The sequence below is a fragment of the Jatrophihabitans sp. genome (assembly GCA_036389035.1).
Taxonomy (GTDB): domain Bacteria; phylum Actinomycetota; class Actinomycetes; order Mycobacteriales; family Jatrophihabitantaceae; genus Jatrophihabitans_A.
This window is the reverse complement of record DASVQQ010000007.1, coordinates 100,192-120,518: the sequence shown is the minus strand read 5'-3', so window position 1 is coordinate 120,518 and position 20,327 is coordinate 100,192. Positions and strand designations below refer to the sequence as shown.

18 protein-coding genes are annotated in these 20,327 nt (G+C 66.4%); 9 read left to right on the top strand and 9 right to left on the bottom strand.

Annotated features, from left to right (window positions below):
• Nucleotides 1-51 precede the first annotated feature (51 nt).
• Both VF557_03130 and VF557_03125 read right to left on the bottom strand, forming a co-directional pair.
• Nucleotides 52-462 carry a HepT-like ribonuclease domain-containing protein gene (locus VF557_03130; GenBank protein HEX8079184.1) on the bottom strand — a complete coding sequence of 137 codons (411 nt, stop codon included), beginning with the start codon at nt 460-462 and terminating at the stop codon, nt 52-54.
• Entirely contained in the window at nt 459-968 is a 510-nt protein-coding gene (locus VF557_03125; protein ID HEX8079183.1) for a helix-turn-helix domain-containing protein, read from the bottom strand. Before VF557_03125 ends, VF557_03130 begins: the two co-directional genes overlap by 4 nt.
• Before the next feature lie 192 nt (nt 969-1,160).
• Between VF557_03125 and VF557_03120 the strand changes: the two genes are divergently transcribed.
• The 4 genes from VF557_03120 (at nt 1,161) to VF557_03105 (ending at nt 5,425) form a co-directional block, all read left to right on the top strand.
• On the top strand, nt 1,161-2,051 hold the full coding sequence (locus VF557_03120) for a trypsin-like serine protease (protein ID HEX8079182.1): 891 nt from the start codon (nt 1,161-1,163) through the stop codon (nt 2,049-2,051).
• A 267-nt stretch (nt 2,052-2,318) separates the two neighbouring features.
• Nucleotides 2,319-3,332 (top strand): dTDP-glucose 4,6-dehydratase, encoded by a 1,014-nt coding sequence (gene rfbB / locus VF557_03115; GenBank protein HEX8079181.1) that lies wholly within the window; start codon nt 2,319-2,321, stop codon nt 3,330-3,332.
• Nucleotides 3,333-3,381: 49 nt separating this feature from the next.
• Nucleotides 3,382-4,242: a phytanoyl-CoA dioxygenase family protein gene (locus VF557_03110; protein HEX8079180.1), complete on the top strand. Its 861-nt coding sequence runs from the start codon at nt 3,382-3,384 to the stop codon at nt 4,240-4,242.
• Between the two features lie 79 nt (nt 4,243-4,321).
• Entirely contained in the window at nt 4,322-5,425 is a 1,104-nt protein-coding gene (locus tag VF557_03105) for a glycoside hydrolase family 43 protein (protein ID HEX8079179.1), read from the top strand.
• 139 nt (nt 5,426-5,564) lie between these two features.
• Here VF557_03105 and VF557_03100 read toward each other — a convergent pair whose 3' ends face one another.
• Nucleotides 5,565-7,406, bottom strand: a complete 1,842-nt coding sequence (locus VF557_03100) for a family 43 glycosylhydrolase (GenBank protein HEX8079178.1) — start codon at nt 7,404-7,406, stop codon at nt 5,565-5,567.
• A gap of 719 nt (nt 7,407-8,125) precedes the next feature.
• Here VF557_03100 and VF557_03095 point away from each other — a divergent pair.
• The 4 genes from VF557_03095 (at nt 8,126) to VF557_03080 (ending at nt 11,773) form a co-directional block, all read left to right on the top strand.
• Entirely contained in the window at nt 8,126-9,463 is a 1,338-nt protein-coding gene (locus VF557_03095; GenBank protein HEX8079177.1) for an ABC transporter substrate-binding protein, read from the top strand.
• A gap of 2 nt (nt 9,464-9,465) precedes the next feature.
• Nucleotides 9,466-10,416 carry a sugar ABC transporter permease gene (locus VF557_03090; GenBank protein ID HEX8079176.1) on the top strand — a complete coding sequence of 317 codons (951 nt, stop codon included), beginning with the start codon at nt 9,466-9,468 and terminating at the stop codon, nt 10,414-10,416.
• Nucleotides 10,413-11,333, top strand: coding sequence for a carbohydrate ABC transporter permease (locus tag VF557_03085; protein ID HEX8079175.1), 921 nt, complete (start codon nt 10,413-10,415; stop codon nt 11,331-11,333). Before VF557_03090 ends, VF557_03085 begins: the two co-directional genes overlap by 4 nt.
• 227 nt (nt 11,334-11,560) lie before the next feature.
• Nucleotides 11,561-11,773, top strand: coding sequence for a hypothetical protein (locus VF557_03080; GenBank protein HEX8079174.1), 213 nt, complete (start codon nt 11,561-11,563; stop codon nt 11,771-11,773).
• 43 nt (nt 11,774-11,816) lie between these two features.
• Here VF557_03080 and ctaD read toward each other — a convergent pair whose 3' ends face one another.
• The 3 genes from ctaD to VF557_03065 all read right to left on the bottom strand — a co-directional run bounded on the left by ctaD (nt 11,817) and on the right by VF557_03065 (nt 15,698).
• On the bottom strand, nt 11,817-13,613 hold the full coding sequence (gene ctaD / locus VF557_03075; protein ID HEX8079173.1) for a cytochrome c oxidase subunit I: 1,797 nt from the start codon (nt 13,611-13,613) through the stop codon (nt 11,817-11,819).
• A 103-nt stretch (nt 13,614-13,716) separates the two neighbouring features.
• Complete coding sequence (locus VF557_03070) at nt 13,717-14,424, bottom strand: response regulator transcription factor (protein HEX8079172.1); 708 nt, start codon at nt 14,422-14,424, stop codon at nt 13,717-13,719.
• Nucleotides 14,425-14,597: 173 nt separating this feature from the next.
• Complete coding sequence (locus VF557_03065; protein HEX8079171.1) at nt 14,598-15,698, bottom strand: hypothetical protein; 1,101 nt, start codon at nt 15,696-15,698, stop codon at nt 14,598-14,600.
• Between the two features lie 242 nt (nt 15,699-15,940).
• Here VF557_03065 and VF557_03060 point away from each other — a divergent pair, with 242 nt between their 5' ends.
• Nucleotides 15,941-16,204, top strand: a complete 264-nt coding sequence (locus tag VF557_03060; GenBank protein HEX8079170.1) for a hypothetical protein — start codon at nt 15,941-15,943, stop codon at nt 16,202-16,204.
• 6 nt (nt 16,205-16,210) lie between these two features.
• On the opposite strand, the gene VF557_03055 is transcribed toward VF557_03060, so the two are convergent.
• From VF557_03055 to VF557_03045, 3 genes are read right to left on the bottom strand one after another with little or no spacing between them, the layout of a single operon-like run.
• On the bottom strand, nt 16,211-17,413 hold the full coding sequence (locus VF557_03055; protein ID HEX8079169.1) for an endo-1,3-alpha-glucanase family glycosylhydrolase: 1,203 nt from the start codon (nt 17,411-17,413) through the stop codon (nt 16,211-16,213).
• Nucleotides 17,410-18,954 carry a hypothetical protein gene (locus tag VF557_03050; GenBank protein HEX8079168.1) on the bottom strand — a complete coding sequence of 515 codons (1,545 nt, stop codon included), beginning with the start codon at nt 18,952-18,954 and terminating at the stop codon, nt 17,410-17,412. Before VF557_03050 ends, VF557_03055 begins: the two co-directional genes overlap by 4 nt.
• Nucleotides 18,951-20,327, bottom strand: coding sequence for an alkaline phosphatase family protein (locus VF557_03045; protein ID HEX8079167.1), 1,377 nt, complete (start codon nt 20,325-20,327; stop codon nt 18,951-18,953). Before VF557_03045 ends, VF557_03050 begins: the two co-directional genes overlap by 4 nt.

Here is a 20,327-nt window from a genome sequence, read left to right as displayed (position 1 = left end):
ACAACCCCCGCCGTCGGACCGGGGACTCAGGGTCCGTCCCAGGGGCTTCCTTCAGCTGCGGGTCAGCCGCCGCGGTCGGCTCGCTGAGTTGGAGCGAATGATCGGGCTCGGAACCCCGAGGTTTACCCGTTCAGCGCTCGAACTTTCCAGCATCCGCCGAACTGCCTGATCCAGCTCAGGAAGGTCGTTTTCAACGGTGGCAGCCAGGACTGAATGCGATGTGTCGAAATAACGGTGCGCCAAGTGATCGCGTAGGCGCGCCACGTCTCGCCACGGTATTCCCCGTTCAGCCGCAATCAGTGAAGGATCAAGCCCTTTGACCGCTTCGCCTATCTCGATCAACCGAGCCCGAACGGCGTCGTACACAAGTCCGTCCGACAGCTCCCCGCGTTCCAGATGTGAACGGATCGCTGCTATCGACGCCATGATGTCCTCCAGCCGGTGACGATCACGTCGGCTCACAGCGCCACCAGATCGGCAAGAACCGCCTCACGTACGTCCGGCTTCAGATCGGCTTCTGGAACCAGGTCGACAGCTGCGCCGAGCAAAGACTCCAGCTCGCTTCTGAGTCGACCCAACGCGAACAGCCCGACGCCAGGCTCGATGTCGACGAGCAGGTCGATGTCGCTGTCGTCACCCTCGCTACCACGTGCCACGCTCCCAAAAACCCCCCGCAAGGTGACCCGATGGGCGCGAGCACGAGACAGCGCCGCATCCCGCTGGCGTCGCAACACCCGACCCCTGGGTCCGGAAAGCTGGCGAAATTCTGCTGACATCGGACGTAGCTGAATGTCCAACTTCTGATCCGCGGCCTCGATCAACGCGGTAAGCGTCGACAGAGCAGGCTGCCTTCGACCGGACTCGTAAACGCTGATGACGCTCTGGGCCACGCCCGCTCGCTCGGCAAGCTGGGCTTGGGTCAGGCCCGCCGCCAATCGCGCGGAACGTAACAGCTCGTGTGCCAGCACGTCACCAGTATAACGGATCGTATATTTCGGGGGGTCTACCCAGCACAAAGTCACTTAGCCCGCTCAGGAGCTCTTCGCTATTGCCAAGCCGCTTGCAAGCCGCCACGATGAGGCACCCTAAGTGGGCAAGCCAGTCACATCCGCACCAAGACCGCTGATCCCACCATTCCAGAATTCCCCTCGAGGAGCGCTATGCGTCGTCGTCTGATTTTCGGTATCCCTCTCACCGCGGCGTTCGCCGCGATGCTGACACTCTCGTCATCCGCCTCGGCGATCAGCACCTACAACTCCGAGCCGGCCCCCGAACGCACCGAGACCGGCGCGATGCTGGTTCTGCAGGACACCGACGGCAACGGCGTCAATGACCGCTTCGACTGGCACTGCAGCGGCGCGATGATCGACCGCAACACCTACCTGACGGCCGCCCACTGCGTGGTGGACTGGCCGGCGGGCGCGAAGTTCTACGTGTCCCTGAGCCAGGACGTGCAGGGCGCCCTCGATCAGTCCGCCGCGCTGGGCCTTTCCGGCGTGGCCCAGGCCCAGTGGTTTCTCGATCGCGGCTATGCCGTCGAGGGCGATCCCACCCACGATTCGGCCTACCCGGGCAACCAGTCGAACTCCCATGACATCGGCGTCATCGACTTCTCCCGCCGCGCCGTCACCCCTGCCAACCGGTGGGCCTTCAAGCCGGCCACCCTGCCGGCCGCCGGAAAGCTGGACGCGCTCGGCTCCCGGTTCCTCGACAGCAGCGTCTGGACGGTCGTCGGGTACGGCGTCGAAGAAGCCACCACCGGCGCCGGCGGCCAGACCCACCCGGGCGGCGGGGTCCGGATGAAGGCCGAACTCGGCTTCGACGCGCTCAACGAGCACTGGGTGCGGCTGAAGATGACCGAGTCCCAGGGTTACGGCGGCGCCTGCTACGGCGACTCCGGCGGCCCGAACTTCCTCAAGGTCAATGGCGCGCTGATCCTGGCTGGCACCACGATCACCGGCGACACACCCTGCTTCTCCACCAATGTGATCTACCGCCTGGACACGCCCTCGGCCCGATCATTCCTGGCCCCGTTCGTGACTCTTCCCTAACCGGCGTCGCTCTTGCCCGACCGGCGTCGGGCTCACTGCCTGACGCCGGTTGGCAGCCGGCCCCCAACCGCCCCGCGCGCAGACATCGTCGTGGGATCACCGTTCGGGGGCCGGTTGTCTGTGCATGATCGAGTGCCGCGGACCGCCGCGTCGTCAGCCATCCGCGCCTACCGCAAGGTGTTCGCGGTTAATGGCTGACAATCCGCATACGGTATCGTGCGAAGTTGCGGTCAGTGAGGTAGCACGATCAAAGGGGAGCGGTAAACCGTGGCGAATCTCAGGTACCTGGTGACAGGTGGCGCCGGATTCATCGGCTCCAATTTCGTCCATTCGATATTGTCGAACGGCTCGGCCGCGTCGGTTATCGTGCTCGACGCATTCACTTATGCCGCTAATGCGCTGAGCCTGGCCGACGTCGCTGACGACATCGAGATTGTCACCGGCGATATCTGTGACACCTCGGCGCTGGACCCGCTGGTGGAACGAAGCGACGTCATCGTCCACTTCGCCGCCGAGTCCCACAATGACGTGGCGCTCACCTCCCCCGGCCGGTTTCTCCAGAGCAATCTGATCGGCACCTACGAGGTGCTGCAAGCTGTCCGCAAACACGGGCGCCGGCTGCACCACATCTCCACCGATGAGGTTTTCGGCGATCTGGAACTGGATGATCCGGCGTTGTTCACAGAAGACACCCCCTACCGGCCCTCGAGCCCTTATTCGGCGACGAAGGCCGGCGCCGACCACCTGGTGCGTGCCTGGGTGCGCTCATTCGGCATCGCCGCGACAATCTCGAACTGCTCGAACAATTACGGCCCACGCCAGCATGTAGAGAAATTCATCCCGCGCCAGATCACCAATGCGCTGGACGGAATTCCGTTCAAGGTCTACGGCGGCGGGCGAAACGTTCGTGACTGGATACACGTGGACGACCACAATTCCGCCGTCCTGACCATAATCGAAAAAGGGCTGCTCGGCGAGACTTATCTGATCGGCGCCAATGGCGAGCGGTCGAATCTGCAGGTCGTGGAATCTTTGGCGCGGCTGATGCCGGAAGACGTCGAAATCGAATTCGTGACCGATCGCGCCGGCCACGATCTGCGCTATGCCATCGACTCGACGCGGCTGCGGACCGAACTCGGCTGGCGGCCCGGCTACGAGGACTTCGAGGCGGGCCTGGCCGCGACGATCGACTGGTACCGGCAGAACGAGAACTGGTGGCGTCCTGCCAAGGAGTCCACCGAGAACTACTACCAGGGTGTCGAAGTGAGCGATCGGGTCTAGGCGAACGGGGCTGTACGCTTGGAACAGCTCATGTTTCATGGAGGACCCGATGAAAAGCATCGTGCCAACCGAAAGCCGCCCGGTCGGCTTTCACGTCAACGACACCGACGTCGCCGAGGCGGTTCAGGCGCTGCACACCGACGGAGTGGTGGGCCGCAAGGCGGCCTTCTCCCGGGAATGGGTGCAGGCCCTCGACGAGGACATCATGGCGGCGTTCGCCGAAGCCCGCAGCCGGCCGCATGGCGCGGTCGGACGCGGCCCGAACCGCTGGTACGTCGAAATCCACCCGCAGGCGATACGCGGCTTCGTCGACCTCGCCAGCCACCCGTGGGTTCAGGCGGTCAGCGAGGCCGTTCTCGGCCCGGATTGGGAGATCGTCGAGGTCGGCTTCGACATTCCCTTCCCGGGCGCGATGAACCAGCCCTGGCACCGGGACTTCCCCAGCCCTCCGGAGACCTACCGCGACCGGCGGCTGACCTCGCTCGCCTTCAACGTGACCACTGTGGACACCACCGAGGACATGGGGCCGTTCGAGATCGCTCCGGGCACTCAGTTCGACGACAGTCCGGACTTCGAGCACGGGATGTTCCCGCCCAGGTCGTACTACCCGCGCTATGAGGAGCGCGCCGTGCGCAAGTACCCCCAGATGGGCGACATCTCGGCCCGCTCGGCGCTGACCATCCACCGCGGCACCACCAACCACTCGGACAAGCTTCGGCCGGTGCTGGTGCTGGGCGTGGACGGGCCGGATGCCAGTCACGCCGTGCTCCACGACCCCGCGGTCACCAAGGACTACTGGCAGACGCTGCCCGAATCGATCCGGCAGCATCTGCACTGCCCGATCGTCGATGAGCTGGTCCCGATCTCGCAGAAGCACACCATCGAAGGCCTGGTGATGGGCGAGGCCTGAGCGCAACGCCCGAGCCGAACCCGCGGCTGACTCCACGCCGCGCTTGACGCCCGGCCATGCCGGTGCTCTGATGCCAGGCATGGTTAACAGAATCGAAACAGGTCAGGCTCGCCTGCGCCGGCTGGTCGGTCGGCGCGGCATCGCGGTGGTGTCAGCGCTGTTCCTGATACCGGGCGCGGTGGTGGTGGGCTCGGACCGGGCCAGCACCGCTGTCGCCGCCACTTGCACGCTGCAGAACCCGGTGCTGACCGCGGGCGCTGACCCCTCGGTCTGGTACCGCAACGGCACTTACTACCTCGCGCAGTCCGACGGCGCCCGCAGCATCAACCTCCGCGCCTCGACGACGCTGGCCGGGCTGAGCACCGCGACCAAGCGGGTCATCTGGACCGCGCCGCGCGGCACCGATCACAGCGCCCAGATCTGGGCGCCGGAACTGGAGTACCTCAACGGGCGCTGGATCATCTACTTCGCCGGCGCCACCGACAAAGGCAACTTCACGGCCACCAACAACACCCACCGGATCTTCGCGATCACCGCCAACACCCAGGATCCGCTGGGCGGCTGGACATTCTTCGGCAAGATCACCGACTCGACCAACCAGTGGGCCATCGACGCCACCGTCTTCTACTACAACAGCAACTGGTGGATGGTGTGGTCGGGAACGCCGACCGGCAACGGCGGCGCGCCCCCGCAGCAGCTCTACATCGCGCGCATGAGCGACCCGCTGCACATCGACCAGGACCACCGACGGCTGATCGCCAACCCCGACCAACCCTGGGAGACTTCGGTGCAGGCGATCGAAGAAGGACCGGAGGCCTGGATCGGGCCGAACAACGCCCTGACGATCGTCTACAACGCCAATGCCAGCTGGACCACGGCCTACAGCATCGGCCAGCTGGTCTACAAGGGCGGCGACCTGACCACCTACCTGTCCTACACCAAGCGTGGCCCGATCTTCTCCTCCGCCAATGGCGTCTACGGCACTGCTGGCGCGTCCATTCCGGTGCCCGGCGCCAACGGCAAGAACTGGCTCGTCTACCACGCCAAGACCAGCACGGCCGACGGCTGGGACGACCGAGCGATCTTCGCCCAGCCCGTCGGCTGGAACGCCGATGGGACGCCGGCCTTCGGCATCCCCACCGGTTACCGCTCCTACGACGAGGCCGCCCAGCTGCCCTGCTGAGCCCGCCGCTCGGGACGGACAGCGTTTGGCCAAGCGCGGAGCAGCGTTGGCCGAGCACAAGCCACAGCGCCGGCAGGTGCGAGCCTGCCGGCGCTGTGGCTTTCAGTGACTACTGGTCAGCCGTCAACCGAGGTTGCGATCAGTCGTCCCAGTGCGGGTGGACGTGCACGGCGCTGACCCGGACGTAGTCGAAGTTGCTGCTGAAACCGGCGCCGCCCATCGAGACCAGGCCGATCTTCGTGTTCGGGGAGTTGGCCTGGGTCCAGGTCGCGCCCTTGTCCCACCGCTTGCCGTCCAGGCTGGTGTACGCGGTGTAGCGCTCACCGATCCGGACGATCCGCAGGTAGGTGGTGGTGCCGACCGGTCCCACCACGGCATTGCCGTAGCTGGGGTAGCCCTCGGCCACCGGCGTCATCTGCTTGCCGAACTCGGTCTGCCTGGTGTTCCAGATCGAGGCCGAGGTCAACTTGAGGTAGTTGGCGTCATCGTTGTAGATGACCAACCCACCCTGGACGTAGTTGAAGCAGCAGCCCTCCGGCGGGGTGGTGACCCTGACCTTGGTCTCGACGACGTAGTTGCCCTTGGGCGCAGGTTGGGTCAGCACCGAGGCGAGCGGGGTCGCCGGTGGGTGGATGTCGGCTGCCTGGGTCTGCCAGCGCAGCTGCCCGCTGTCGAGGCGGTAGCTGCCGGCGGCCGGCGGCCGGATCCAGGTCCACTGCTTGGACAGCGTGTCGGACCGGAACTCATCAGACAGTGACTTGTAGAGCCGGGTCGGGTGCGGCTCGTGCACGAACCGGGGCTTGTACGCGGTCCGCTGGCCGGGCTGGGCGGCCGGGCCGGGCATCGGTGAGTCCGACGGACCTCGGCCGGCGCGCACCGTCGGCCAGCCGTGCCTCCAGTCAAGCGGGTCGATCAGTGCCGGCCGCTTGGTGTAGCCCACCTCGTCGGCGTAGTAGGGATCGTTGCGGTCGACAGCGTGGTAGACCATCCACTGCTGACCGTCGAAGTCAGTGATCACCGTGTGGTGACCGACGCCCACCCAGCGATTGCCGTTCTGCGCCACCACCGGGGTGCCTCCTACCCGGCCGGCCAGCAGTGAGACGCCGTGGCGGTCCACGAACGGTCCGAGCGGACTACGCGAACGCCCGGCGAACACCGAGTACCCGGTCAGCGGGCCGGCGCAGCAGTTGGTGGCCGAGGCCAGCAGGTAGTACCAGCCATCCCGCTTGAGGATGTGGGTGCCTTCGTAGCGGTTGTCGATCGCGACCTGGGTCTGGCTTGCCGGATCGGTGGAAAGCCCGTCGGCCGAGAGCCGGCGAACCGAGATGCCACCGAAGTAGCTGCCGAAGTAGAGGTAGCTGACCCCGTTGGCGTCGAGCACCTCGGGGTCAAAGATCCAGCGTCGGCTGCCGGGCGCGCCCTGCGGCTCCACCACCTGCTGCCCGCTGTCGGTCCACGGCCCGGTCGGGCTGTTGCTGGTGGCCACGCCGATCGCCGAGCCGCCACCGGGCAACGAGGTGTCCGACGCGCCGAAGTACAGCATGTACTTGCCGTTGCGGTAAACGACTTCCGGCGCCCAGACGAACCCGGTCACCCAGGCCGGCTTGGTCGGAAAGGCGTCACCCTGGTAGGTCCAGTTGATCAGGTCCAGCGACTTGAACATCGGCACGTTGTGCAGCACCGGGCTGCCGGTGGGGCCGACCTCGCTCGCGGTCAGCGCGTCGGTGGTGCAGTAGAGGTACCAGTGCCGGTCGGCGCCCTGCCCACGCAGGACGTCCGGGTCGGCACAGCTCTCCGCCAGGGCGCCGGAAGGCAGCCGGAGCTTGAGTGGGTTGGTGTAGGACGGGGCGTAGCGTTGCTGGCTCTGCTGCTTCCCCGTTGTCGCCACGGTGCCCGCCGACGTCGGGCCGGCGGCGACGATGCCCGAGGCCGCTGTGGCCAGTGCGAGCATCGGCAGGACGATCTTTCTGGACCAGCGCATGGACAACCTCCGAAAGTGGACAGCGGCGACCGGTCTAGCCATCCTGACCCAGCCTTCTAACGTTGTAAAGAGTGGTGCTCGGGCTCGGCTGACGGCTGCGCGCCCGCTAAGGCATAGAACAACTCACACCGAAATCACTCACGTTCCAACTCTTTACAACAACATATTCAACGTTGTAGAAACCAGAACGGGCCCTTTCGACGGAAGGCGCGCGATGGCTGAGCACCGACACCTCCGGTCTTGGCGTGCGCGTGTCCGAAGCCCGGGCAGCCGAGTGACGGGCAGGCGGCGCGGAACCGCGGTCGACCCGTGCGCCTCCCGGGCGAGCCGTTGAGCACTGTTCCAGAGTGTCCAGTAATGTCCGGGTGCGACACCGTCGCGACCCTCATTCTTCGGCACAGATTGATACCGATGCGCTTCAGTGAGTGCCCGGGATCACCTCTGCCGCTACCTTCGACTGGGAGATCAACCACGTTGCTGATCTCCCGGGGTCAAACGAGACCTGCAGGAGCCCCTTTCACGATCGGGGTACACCTTGACCGAGCCGCCGGTGGCGCGCTGCATGATCGCGCTCGAGACGACCCCGCCGACCATTCGCCGTCAGGTGCCTGCCTGTCCCGACACCCCGCCTCGACGCCCGCTCTGCCCACTCGACCTCTGACTTCCACCCGACCTCTGTCCACCCGACCTCTGACTTCCACCAACCAAGGAGACCTTCGATGAACCAGCTCAACGTTCCGCTGTCCCGGCGCGGCTTCATGGGGGCGGCCGGAGCCGTCGGAGGCGCGCTCGCGCTGGCTGCCTGCGGCGGTAAGAGCACGCCCCCGGGCGCCGGGGCCGGGCCCACCGCATCCGGCGCCGGCACCGCCTACAACGGCCCCAATGTGACCCTGGCCTTCTGGAACGGCTGGACCGGCGCGGACGGTGACTACGCCAAGCAGATGGTCAGCCAGTTCAACTCCGAGACCAAGAACGTCAAGGTCAACATGAACGTCTTCCAGTGGGCGGACTTCTTCCAGAAGATGCCGGCCGCGGTCACCAGCGGAAACGGCCCGGACATCGCGGTCATGCACATCGACGCCATCCCGACCCAGGCAGCCCAGCGCGTCATCGTGCCGATCGACGCGGTCGCCAACAGCCTCAAGTTGAACCAGGGCGACTACGCCGAGGCCGTCTGGCAGGGCGGCATCTATAAGGACCAGCGCTACGGCATTCCGATCGACGTGCACTGCCTGGGCCTGTTCTACAACAAGGACGTCTTCGAGAAGGCGGGCCTTGACCCGGAGAAGCCGCCGACCAACAAGGATGAGTACATGGCCGCCCTGGAGGCCATGAAGTCCAAGGGCATCCAGGGCAGCTGGGTCAGCCCGTTCCAGTTCACCGGCGGCCTGATGTACCAGTCGCTGCTGTGGCAGTTCGGCGGCGAGCTGTTCAACGAGGACGTCAGCAAGGCGACCTGGGACTCCGAGGGCGGGATCGCGGCGCTGACCTTCATGACCGACCTGGTCAAGAACGGCTACAGCCCCAAGAACGTCGGCCAGGACGCCGACTACGTCGCGCTGAAGAACGGCCGCAACGCGCTGAACTGGCAGGGCATCTGGCAGGTCAACGAGGTCACCAAGCTGACCACCACCAAGATCGGCCTGGCTGAGCTGCCCAAGATCGGTGAGAAGGGCGGCGTCTGGGGCAACTCCCACCAGTTCGTGCTGCCGCGCACCCAGGGCAGTGACGAGAACAAGGTGAACGCGGCAGCCTACTTCGTCAACTGGTTCACCCAGAACAGCGCCGACTGGGCCAAGAGCGGCAAGGTGCCGGCCGTCGAGAGCCTGGCCGAGAGCTCTGAGTTCACCTCGATCGAGGGCTTGCAGCCGTTTGCCAAGGAGGTGCCCGACGTGCACTTCCCGCCGGCCGTGGCCGGTATCAGCGACGCCATGACGGCGATGTATGACGCGGTCAACGCCGCGGTGCTCGGCAAGTCCGACCCGGCCTCGGCGCTGCGCAGCGCTGCCAACAAGGCCTCGCAGATCCTGGCGCAGAACAAGAAGAAGTACGGCTGAGCATGACGAGCACCACCGAGGCCACCGCTGTGGAGCGGCCGCCTGCCAGGTCTACTGGCAGGCGGCGGCGCCGCAGTGGCTGGGCGACTCCGTACCTGTTTCTGGCTCCGTACGGCGTGCTGTTCATCGGGTTCATCCTGGCACCGGCCATCTACGGCATCTGGATCAGCCTGCACGACTACAACTACCTGCTGCCGAACCAGCCCTGGGCGGGCCTGAACAACTACTTCGACCTGTTCAAGTCGGGCTCGCGTGACGGCGCCGACTTCTGGCGCAGCATCCGGGCCACGGCGATCTTCACCGTCTTCAGCGTGCCGCTGCTGGTGGTCATCCCGCTGGCGATCGCCATGCTGCTCAACCGCAAGTTCCCGGGCCGGACCTTCTTCCGAGCCGTCTTCTTCACGCCCTACGTGCTCGGTGTGGCCGTCGTCGGCGTGCTGTTCCGGTTCCTGCTCGACCCCACCATCGGAATGCTGAACTTCTACCTGGAGAAGCTCGGGTTCGCCGGCGACTACCCCTGGACCACCCAGGTCCCCTGGGCCTGGGTCGGCCTGGTCGGCATGACGGTCTGGTGGACCCTCGGCTTCAACGCGATCATCTACCTGGCCGGCCTGCAGGACATCTCACCGGAGCTGTACGAGGCTGCCGAGGTGGACGGTGCCACCGCGTGGGACAAGTTCCGCAACGTGACCCTGCCGGGGCTGCGCCCGGTGCTGCTGTTCGTGCTGACCCTGACCCTGCTGGCCTCGGCCAACATGTTCGGCCAGTCATACCTGATCACCAAGGGCGCGCCGGAGAACTCCACCCGAACAGCGATCTACTACATCTCCCAGGTCGGGCTGCAGCAGTACCGGCAGGGCGTCGCCGCGGCGATGAGCTACATCCTGGCCCTGATGTTGATCCTGATCAGCTTGCTGAACTTCAGACTGTTCCGCGAGAAGGAAGAGTCATGACGAGCCTCGCACCCGGCGGCGCCACCGCCGCCACCGGCCCCGACCCGCAGGAGCCGGCTCGCACCGCCAAACCCCGCAAGCCGGGGGCCAAGACACCGCTCGGGCAGGTCCTCTTCTGGCTGATGCTGGGGGTGCTGAGCCTGATCTTCCTGGCGCCGCTGCTGTGGATGGTCAGCACGTCGTTCAAGACGCCCGAGGCCTCGACCAGCCTGGAGCTGTCCTGGATACCCCAACCCTGGGACGTCTCGGCCTACCAGACCCTGTTCAGCGCGGGATCGGCCAACCCGGTGCTGCGCTGGTTCTTCAACAGCATGTTCTCCGCGGCGGTGAACGCGATACTGATCGTCGCCGTGGACGCCTGCGCCGCCTACGCGCTGGCCCGGATGGACTTTCCGGGTAAGAAGCTCATCTTCACCACCGTGATCACCACGATCTTTCTGCCGTCGTTCGTGTTCCTGATCCCCAACTTCTTGATCGTCAGCCAGCTGGGCTGGCTGGACTCGTTGTGGGCGATCATCGTTCCCAGCGCAGGCGGCGCCTTCGGGGTGTTCTTCCTCCGGCAGTTCTTCTCCACACTGCCCAAGGAGCTGGAGGAGGCCGCCATCATCGACGGCGCCAACCAGTGGAAGATCTTCATCAAGGTGATCCTGCCGCTGTCCAGACCGGCCCTGTCGACGTTGGCGGTGCTGTCGTTCCTGACCAACTGGAACGACTTCCTGTGGCCGGTGTACGTGCTGTTCAGCCCGGAGACCCAGACACTGCCGTCCGGCCTGGCGAAGTTGCAGAACGCGGCGACGGTGAACTACCCGATCATCATGGCCGGCGCCGTGGTGGCCAGCGTGCCGGTGATCATGATCTTCATCATCGCGCAGCGACAGGTCATCGAGAGCGTCTCGCGCTCTGGTTTGAAGGGGTAAGCCGCCCAGCCACTCAGACAGCCGCTCAGCACACGCCGAGGACCGTACAGACACCGCTGTACGCCTCGGCGTTGCTGTGCAGGTAGGCAGGTAGGCAAGCGGTCATTCTGGCCCCCGCCTGCCCGACGGCCTCGCCTTGCGTCAGGTCCTCCGGCAGCGCGAGACTGAACGGGCGCGGGCGAGGCGGTCAAGCCACGGCTGGACTCCCCGTGCTCAAGGGAGACGACATGAGCGGCAACGACCAGAGCGGCAACGACCAGAATCTTGAAGAGGCCGCCAGCGAGGGCCGGCTGCCCGGTGTGGAAGAGGCCGACATCGCCGAGGACGAGGGTCGCGAGGACTCCGTGACCGCCGAGCAGGACGGCTCGGCCAGGGACGGCACTGCCGATGACGACGCTCCGGCCGGCGGCGTGGTGATGGGCGCGATCAACCAGCACTGACGCTGGCTGCCCACGCGCGTGGCGTGACCCGGATCCTCAGCCGCTAGCTGGGCCCGGGCTGCGGGTCACGCTCGCTGCGGGGCTTGCCGCCCTCGGCGCCGACCGCAGCCACACCGGCTTGCGCGACATTCTTGTGATGGCGCTTCTCGGCGTGCGCCTCGCGTTCCAGCCGCGGGATCAGGTGCGGGTAGTGCGCCTCGAACGCCGGGCGATCCGAGCGGATCCGGGGCATCGAGGTGAAGTTGTGCCGCGGCGGCGGGCAGGAGGTCGCCCACTCGAGCGAGTTGGCGTGGCCCCAGGCGTCGTCCTGCGTCACGATCTCGCCGAAGCGGTAGGACTTGTAGATGTTGTACAGGAACGGCAGCATCGAGGCCCCGAGCACGAAGGACCCCAGGGTCGAGATGATGTGCATGGTGGTGAACTCGTCCATCGGCAGGTAGTCGGCGTAGCGCCGGGTCATGCCCGCGTTGCCCAGCCAGTGCTGGATCAGGAACGTGACGTGGAAGCCGATGAACGTCAACCAGAAGTGCAGCTTGCCCAGCCGCTCGTCGAGGTAGCGGCCGGTGAACTTCGGGAACCAGAAGTAGATGCCGGCGAAGGCCGCGAACACGATGGTGCCGAACAGCACGTAGTGGAAGTGCGCCACCACGAAGTACGTGTCGGTCAGGTGAAAGTCCAGCGGCGGCGAGGCCAGGATGACGCCGGTCAGGCCGCCGAGCAAGAAGGTCACCATGAACCCGATCGCCCACAGCATGGGCGTCTCGAAGGTGATCGAGCCCCGCCACATGGTGCCTATCCAGTTGAAGAACTTCAGCCCGGTGGGCACCGCGATCAGGTAGGTCAGGAAGGCGAAGAACGGCAGCAGCACCACCCCGGTGGCGTACATGTGGTGCGCCCACACCGTCAGCGACAGGCCGGTGATGCCCAGGGTGGCCAGCACCATGCCCTTGTACCCGAACAGCGGGGTGCGGCTGAACACCGGGATGACCTCGGTGATGATGCCGAAGAACGGCAACGCCACGATGTAGACCTCGGGATGGCCGAAGAACCAGAACAGGTGTTGGTACAGCACCGGCCCGCCGTTCTCCGCGGCGTACACCTGCGCGCCCAGATGCCGGTCGGCCCACAGCACCACCAGCGCGGCGGTCAGGATCGGGAAGGCCAGCAGCACCAGCAGCGAGGTGGCCAGGATGTTCCAGGTGAAGATCGGCATCCGGAACATCGTCATGCCGGGCGCGCGCAGGCACAGGATGGTGGTGATCATGTTGACCGCGCCCAGGATGGTGCCCAGACCACCGACCACCAGTCCCATGATCCACAGGTCGGGCCCGACGTTGGGCGAGTGCTGCATGTTGCTGAGCGGGGTGTAGGCGGTCCAGCCGAAGTCCGGCGCGCCCTGTGGCGTCAGGGCGCCGGAGACCACGGTCAGGCCACCGAACAGGAACAGCCAGTAGGACAAGGCGTTCAGCCGCGGGAACGCCACGTCCGGCGAGCCGATCTGCAGCGGCACCACCAGGTTCGCGAACGCGAACACCAGCGGCGTCGCGAACAGCAGCAGCATGATCGTGCCGTGCATGGTGAACAGCTGGTTGTACTGCTCCGGCGACAGGAACTGCATCCCCGGCAGGGCCAGCTCGCCGCGCATCACCATCGCGAGCAGGCCACCGAGCATGAAGAAGACGAACGAGGTCACCAGGTACATCTGCCCGATGAGCTTGTGGTCGGTGGTGCGCAGCATCCTGAGGAACAGCGAGCCGCGCGGGTTCGGCGTAGCAGCGTATGGCCGGACCAGGATGGGTTGAGGTTCGACCGCCCTGGCGCGATCAACGATGTCAGTCATCTGGCCCCCAGCCGCGCGGGTGCGATGGATCCGGTGCGCGGCACTCGGTAGGTGGCCCCCTGAAGGGCCGGACTGACTGCTCAGTACGTAAAAGCTTAGACGACTACCCCACTCCGCGCGACGCCGCCATCGCGGTGATCTGACTGTTGGGCGCCCGAGCCACCGGCTGCTCCGGTAGCAGCCCGAGTTCCAGCGCTCGCAACGGCAACTGGGTCCGCCGCGAGACGTCGAGGTTGGCGGTTATCCGCTCGATGTGACTCTTGACCGTCTTCTCGGAGATGACCAGCTCGCGGGCGAGGTCCTTGTTCGACGTGGTGCCCGACGCCACCAGGTGCAGCACCTGGCGTTGCCGGGCAGTCAGCTGGACAGCGGCGCCGGCGACCGGTTCCGGCAGGCTCTGCGAGCGCACCTCGACCAGCCGCTGATCGAGCAGCGGGCGCACTCCGGAAACCGCGAGCCGGAGGCATTCCGACAGCTCGGCCCGGCTGGCGCCCCTGCAGATATAACCGGCCGCCCCGGCGGCCACCGCCTGTTCGGCCAGGTGCCGGTCACCGTGCCCGGAATAGACCACGACGACCGCGTCGGGATGGCACTCGAGCAGGTCCTGGATCAGCACCAGGCCGGACTCCGCACCCAGCCGGACGTCGACCGTCACCACATCCGGATATCGCTGGGCGTACTCGACGAGGGCTTCGGCGTTGGTCTCGGCCTGCCCGACGACTGTCGCCCCGCTGCTTTCCAATCGTTGGACGACTGCCTGCCGCATGAGTGCGCCAGACTGCACTACCAGCACCCGAATCGCTTCGCCCATCGCAAGCTCACCCCGTAGGACCGGCGACAAGCATGGCGGTTGTTCCGCCCCAGCGGCTAGTAGCCCCGCGCCTGGCCGTGATGTGGCCTAGCTTACACCGGCTGTCGCCGGGTGAAAGGGCTGAAAGCGGCCTTCCAGCGTCGCTATCGCCTGTTTGGCGGTCAGCGGATGTGTTATCTGATAAGCGAACTGAGCGCATTGAGGTCCTGGTAGCCGTACCGGGTCATGGGGTCGATGTAGGAGCCCTCGGTGATCTCGTTCCAGCTGATCAGGCCGAACGCATCGGGGTTGGTAGCGCCATTGCCGTTGTAAAGGGTCCGGATCGTCTGGCCGCCACGGCGCGGGACGCAGGCCGAGCCGCCCGCCAGTTCCTTGTTGTAGCCGGGGATGATCGGCGCGACCCAGACCTTGCGGGTGCCGTCAGGGTTGACGCCGGATGCCCGTACGGCGCCGGCCAAGGCGGCCAATTGCTTGAAGGACTGGGGATTGCTGTACGGGTTCTGGGAGGACCAGTAGTAGGCGTTGCCGTCCAGGTAGGGCGCGCGGCTGCTCGACCACGTCGTCTCATCACCGAGAATTCTCAGCTTGGAGCGCAGCGGGCCACCGACCGAGGACAGCGTCGAGGCCGGATACTTGCGGCTGCCCTGCCAGATCACGGTCAACTTCGCGGACCTGGACCTGTCGAAGGCCGAATTGGCTCCATAGGTCCTGACAATGTAGGCCAGGTCATTGCTGATGCGAGAAGCCGGCAGCACCTGCGCGGAGGCTTTGTAACTGAGCCACAGCTTGAACGGCTTGCCCTCGGCGTTCACCTTGCGCACCGCGTTGACCAGCACCTGCAGCCGGGCGCTGTAGGGGTTGCTGGTGGCGGACTGGGTGCTCGCGCCGTTACCGATCCAGTTCACCGCGAAACCGCTCAGACCCGCCGCGGCCGCCTGGCGCACGTCGGCCTCGATGAAGCCCGGATCGTCCTGGCTGTAGATCTTGCCGGGCACGTCGGTGAGGGTGTTGCCGACATAGCGGGTCCGAGCTCCGCAGCCGGTCGAGTCCAGCGTCGCCGGGAGCGGCAGCGGGCTCGCGGTGATCGGGTAGTTGGGGCCCAGCTTGTTCTTCCAGTGGTTGGCGCTCCACCACAGGTAGTAGTAGGCGAAGACCGGCGGTTTGGTGAGCGTCGTGGTGGTCGTGGCTACCGGGGCGGTGGCTGCGGGGGCCGCCATCGCCGGAATCAGCGAAAGGCCGACGATCGCCGACGCGCCGAGGGCGATCAGTCGCACGCGAGCGCGTCGTGTTCGCGAATAGGTAGGCAAAACATGATCTTCGTGCATCAGGACTCCAGGTCGTAGCCGAGCTCGACGTCGAGCCTGGTGACAAAGCGTAACTGAAGTGGCGACAATCAGTAACAGAAATAGGGGAACTTTCCATTCACTCGCGCGTAAGGAACTTTTCGTCCCAGCGACGCTATCCTCAGCTACGGTCGCCCTAGGCCGACTGGTCAGGCACAACCCGAGGAGAGTGCGTGTTAGCTGAGGACGGCGCTGAGTACCCGGACCTGCGAGCCGATGCCGACACCTCAGCTGCGCACGTCCTGCGGTTGGATCGGTTGATCGCGAGCCAGGCGGACGAGCTGGCCGCGGCCGAAGCCGGCTGGCGGGAACTCACCGCGCTCTGCGACCTGGCGCAATGGGCTACCGAGACCGCCGGCGACGGCCCAGCCGTGGTGCTCGTCGATGACCTGCGCCGGCTGCTGGCAAGACGGCACGGGGCTGCGTCCAGTAGCTGAGCGCCACTACGAGGGGGCGTTGCGATGCAGCGCCACGTGCCCCGGCTCACCGCCGGCCACCGAACCGGCGCCCGCCATCCGGTGCCGGTGCCGCAGCCGGCGACCGAGCAGGGTCAGTCCCGTGATCAGCAGGGCCGGTAGCCCGAGCAGCAGCACCACGGTGGGCACCTGGCGGTCGGCCTCGGTGGGCAGCGGCTGGGCGCTGGAATCGACAGCGGTGGCAGGCTCCGGAGGACTGGTGTGGCGTAGCTCGGCCAGCACCTTGAGATATCGATCCCCGTACTTCTTCGAAGGCTCCACGTGCGTGTTCTCGCTGAACTCGTTCCAGCTGATCAGACCCAGCGCGTCGGGCGAGGATTTCAAAGCCGTGGCGTACTGGGTGCGCAACGTCGCGCCGTCGTTCCTTGGCACCTCCTTGGTTCCGCCGACCAGCCTGGCGTCGAAACCGGGCGCGAACGGCGCGATCCAGTACTTGCCGTCGGCGTGCACCGCCTCGCTCATCTCCTTGAGCTTGGTGGTGTAAGTCGGGTTGGTGGCCGGGTTGACCGAGGACCAGTAATAGGCATCGCCATCGGTGACGTCGGCCAGCCGCCGGTAGCCCTCGACGTTCTTCTCGGTCGAGAGCACCAGCATGCCCGGCCGCACCGCCGAGGTGACCCTGGCCACGTCGGCGTGGGAGTAGGCCCAGGTGCCGCTGAAGATCGACAGCGGCTTGCCCCCCAACCGGGCGAACACCGGGTTGGGGGCAAACTGCTTGGCAAAGGTGACGAAGTCCGCCGCCACCCGAGCCACCGGCAACGGGTTGCGGTAGAAGTCCAGCCCCTGATAGATCATCGACAGGCTGAAGCGTTCCTCGGCCGCCACTGTCATCAGGGTGCGCAGCCGCCGGGTATTGGTCGGGGTGTCCTTCCAGCTCACGATGAAACCGGTGATGCCGGCGGCCTTGGCCTGCTGGATGTGCTTGCGCATCACCCAGGGGTCCTCGCTGGAGTAGAGGCCCAGCTCAGGCAGATCGGTCTTGGCCCGGTTCCAGGAGTTGGGCACGAACCACTGGTAGTAGTAGGCGAACAGCGGGGGTCCCGGCACGCCGGCCGGCGTCGCGGTCGGGGCCGCGGTCGGACTGGTTGCCGAGACCGGCGCCTGGCCTAGCAGTGCTATCGCCAGCAACAGCAGTGCGCTGAGCGCTGTCCCGGTGACAGCGCGCCTCATGTCAGGATCTTCTCCCGGGGTAGCACCAGGTTGTGCTCACGGCGCGGCCGGGTGGCCAGCCGACGCCAGTGCTGGCGCCCGATCACCAGCAGCCCGACGGCGATGCTCAACAGCAGGCCCAGCAGGATCGCCATGTCCAGCGCCGTGATCACGATCAGGTCCGCGGTCTTGTCCTTGGACAGGCTGAACTGCTGGGCGCCCACGATGCCCCGGCCGGCCTCGATCGTGACCTTGTACTTGCCACGCGGCAGGTTGGTCAGCTTCGCGGTGTGCTCGGCGTTCAACGGCACCGTTTGCTTGCCACCGTCGGGGAAGGTCACCGTGGCGCTGGTTCCCAGCTTGGTCTTGAAGATCGCGTCATGGCCGGTGATCACCAGGTCGTGGAACTGGGTGGTGAAGGTGGGGCTGCTGGTGGCCGCCGGTTGGAATCTCTGCCGTCCCGCGTCCACCACGTTGGTGCCACGCACCATCACGCTCTGCAGCGAGTAGGAGACCGGCTGCGCGGCCAGCACGCTGTGATGGAAGGTCGGGCGGACTTCGTCCAACCAGGTCGGCTGGCTCAGGGGCAGGTCCACCATCGCCCCGGTGTCGCTGCGCGCCGTGATCGACTGGACCTCGGTCGGGTCCAGAGCGGTGCCGTCCTGCCGGACTACCCGCGGCAGCACCGGTTTTTGCACGGTGAAGGCTGCGGTGACCACGTAGTTCGAACGCAGCGGCAGGCCGGACACCGTGCGGGAGAAGGCCTGGTTCGGATCGCGTTGGCCGGCCCAGCGGTAGAACTGGTGCCGCTTGTCCGCGGTGATGACCGAGTCGCTGACGATCGACAGCCGGTGGCCGGCGAAGTCGTGCTGACCGGTGTAGCTGGTCGTGCCGTTGGCGCCGGTCACCAGCGACTGACCGTCGAAGGTGAAGCGCACCCCGGGCAACGCCGGAACGGTCTTCAAAGTCAGGGTGATCGGCCACGGCTTGCGACGCGGATGCGCCTTGCCGGCGGCCTGGGAGGCGCTCATCCTCGGCCGCAGCGTCGTTCGTGGCTGCACTCGCGGCGTGGTCCGAGCGCCCGGCCGGGACTGCGGAGCGCGGCGAGTCGGACCCAGCGCCCCGCCGCGCGGGATCTCACCATCCGACTGGCCCGGGGTCGGTGTCGGCTCCTCACCCGGGAACGTCGGCGGGTCGGTCGGGAACGTCGGCGGATCCGTCGGGATCGTCGGCGGATCCGTCGGGATCGTCGGCGGATCCGTCGGGATCGTCGGCGGATCGGTCGGGATCGTCGGCGGATCCGTCGGAATGGTCGGTGATGCGGTCGGATCCTGGGTCGGCGCGTCCCCCGGCTTCGTGGGATGGGGAGGCTTCGTGAGGTCTGCCGCCGGGATCGGAGCGTCCGACACGATCGGAGGGTCGGACAGCGACGGCACCGGAGTGTCGAAGGCGGCTTGCCGCACCGAAAGCGGCCCGGCCGCTGCCGGTGCGCTCTGGACCGAGGTGGCGACCATGGCGATGACCACCAGCCCCACTACCCGCCACGTTCGATTGGCAATCATGTCTTTGCCCTCACTAGAACCGATTGCGGACTCTTGCCCTGCGCCGGCGATGCCGGCGGCCTGCGCCGACTGCGGACGATGGCGAAAGCCACCACCCCGGCGACCAGGCCCAGCACCACGCCGTAACACCAGAACACCACCGAGACCGAGGTGATCGGCACTCTGGCCACGGCTGGTTCGGCGAACCGGAGTTCGGCGGGCCGGGGACCTGCCGGGAAGTCAAAGGCGCCGGCGATCGAGGTGGCCGCGGCATCGCGTGCGGCCAGCGGCTTCAGCCCCCAGTTCTGCTGTATGAAAGCCAGCGCGCTGGTGTAGTCGAGCACCTCGGAATGGATGTGCCCGGGACGGGCGTAGGGACTGACCAGCAGCGCCGGAACCCGCATGCCGTAACCCCGCGAGTCGACCTGCGGCGGCCGCACATGGTCATACCAGCCACCGGATCCGTCATAGGACAGCAGGAACGCCGAGGACTTCCAGGCATCGCTCACCATCAGCGAGCCGATCAGGTTGGTGACCAGTTGCTGGCCGCTGCGCACCGAGCGGGTCGATCGCTCGCTGGGGCCGTTGCTGGAGATGTAGGCCACCGCCGGCAGCGTTCCCTCGTCGAGATCGCGGTAGTACTGCGAGAGGTCCACGATGCGCGAGCTCAACGCCGGATCATCGAGGAACCTCGGGTAGTTCAGCAACGGGACCCGCACCGGCTGGGTGGTCGGAGTGGTCCTGGAGTTGGTCCGGTAGGTCTGCTTCGGGTCATAGCCCTGCACGTAGAACTTCCAGTCGACTCCGGCGGCCTGCAGCCGGTCGAAGATCGTCGGGTGCCGGGCGTAGTCACGCGCGACCGCCGCCGGGTTGCCCGGCGGCGGCGGGCTGCCTGACACCCAGTACGAGCGGTTGACCCGCTGCCCGGACCGGGTTGAGGAGAAGAAGTGGTCGAACAGGACGTAGCGGTCTGCCAACCCCCAGTAGGCCGGCAGGTCACGCCGGTCGTAGTAGCCCATCACGGAGCTGCCGTCCCGGCCCTGGTTCTGATAGGCCGCCACGAAGCCGTCCATCCGGCCCTCGTCGTACTGGTTGTTCAGCTCCACGGAGCCCGCGCCCAGTGCCTGGACGTTCTTGCCGTGCAGCGGGAACGGCTCGACGCAACCCTCGTCGGTACCGGTGACGACCCGCTTCTGGCAGACGCCCGGCGGGATGCCTTCGGCGCCGGGGTAGGTGCCGAAGTAGTTGTCGAAGGACCGGTCCCCCTGCAGCATGTAGACGAAATGCTTGATCGGGGTCTGGGTGGCGGGGCTGGTAGGCGCCGCGATGGCGGCCGGTGAGGCCAGCCACGCGGTGAACAGGGCCGCTCCGGTAGCGGCGAGCAGCTTTCTCAT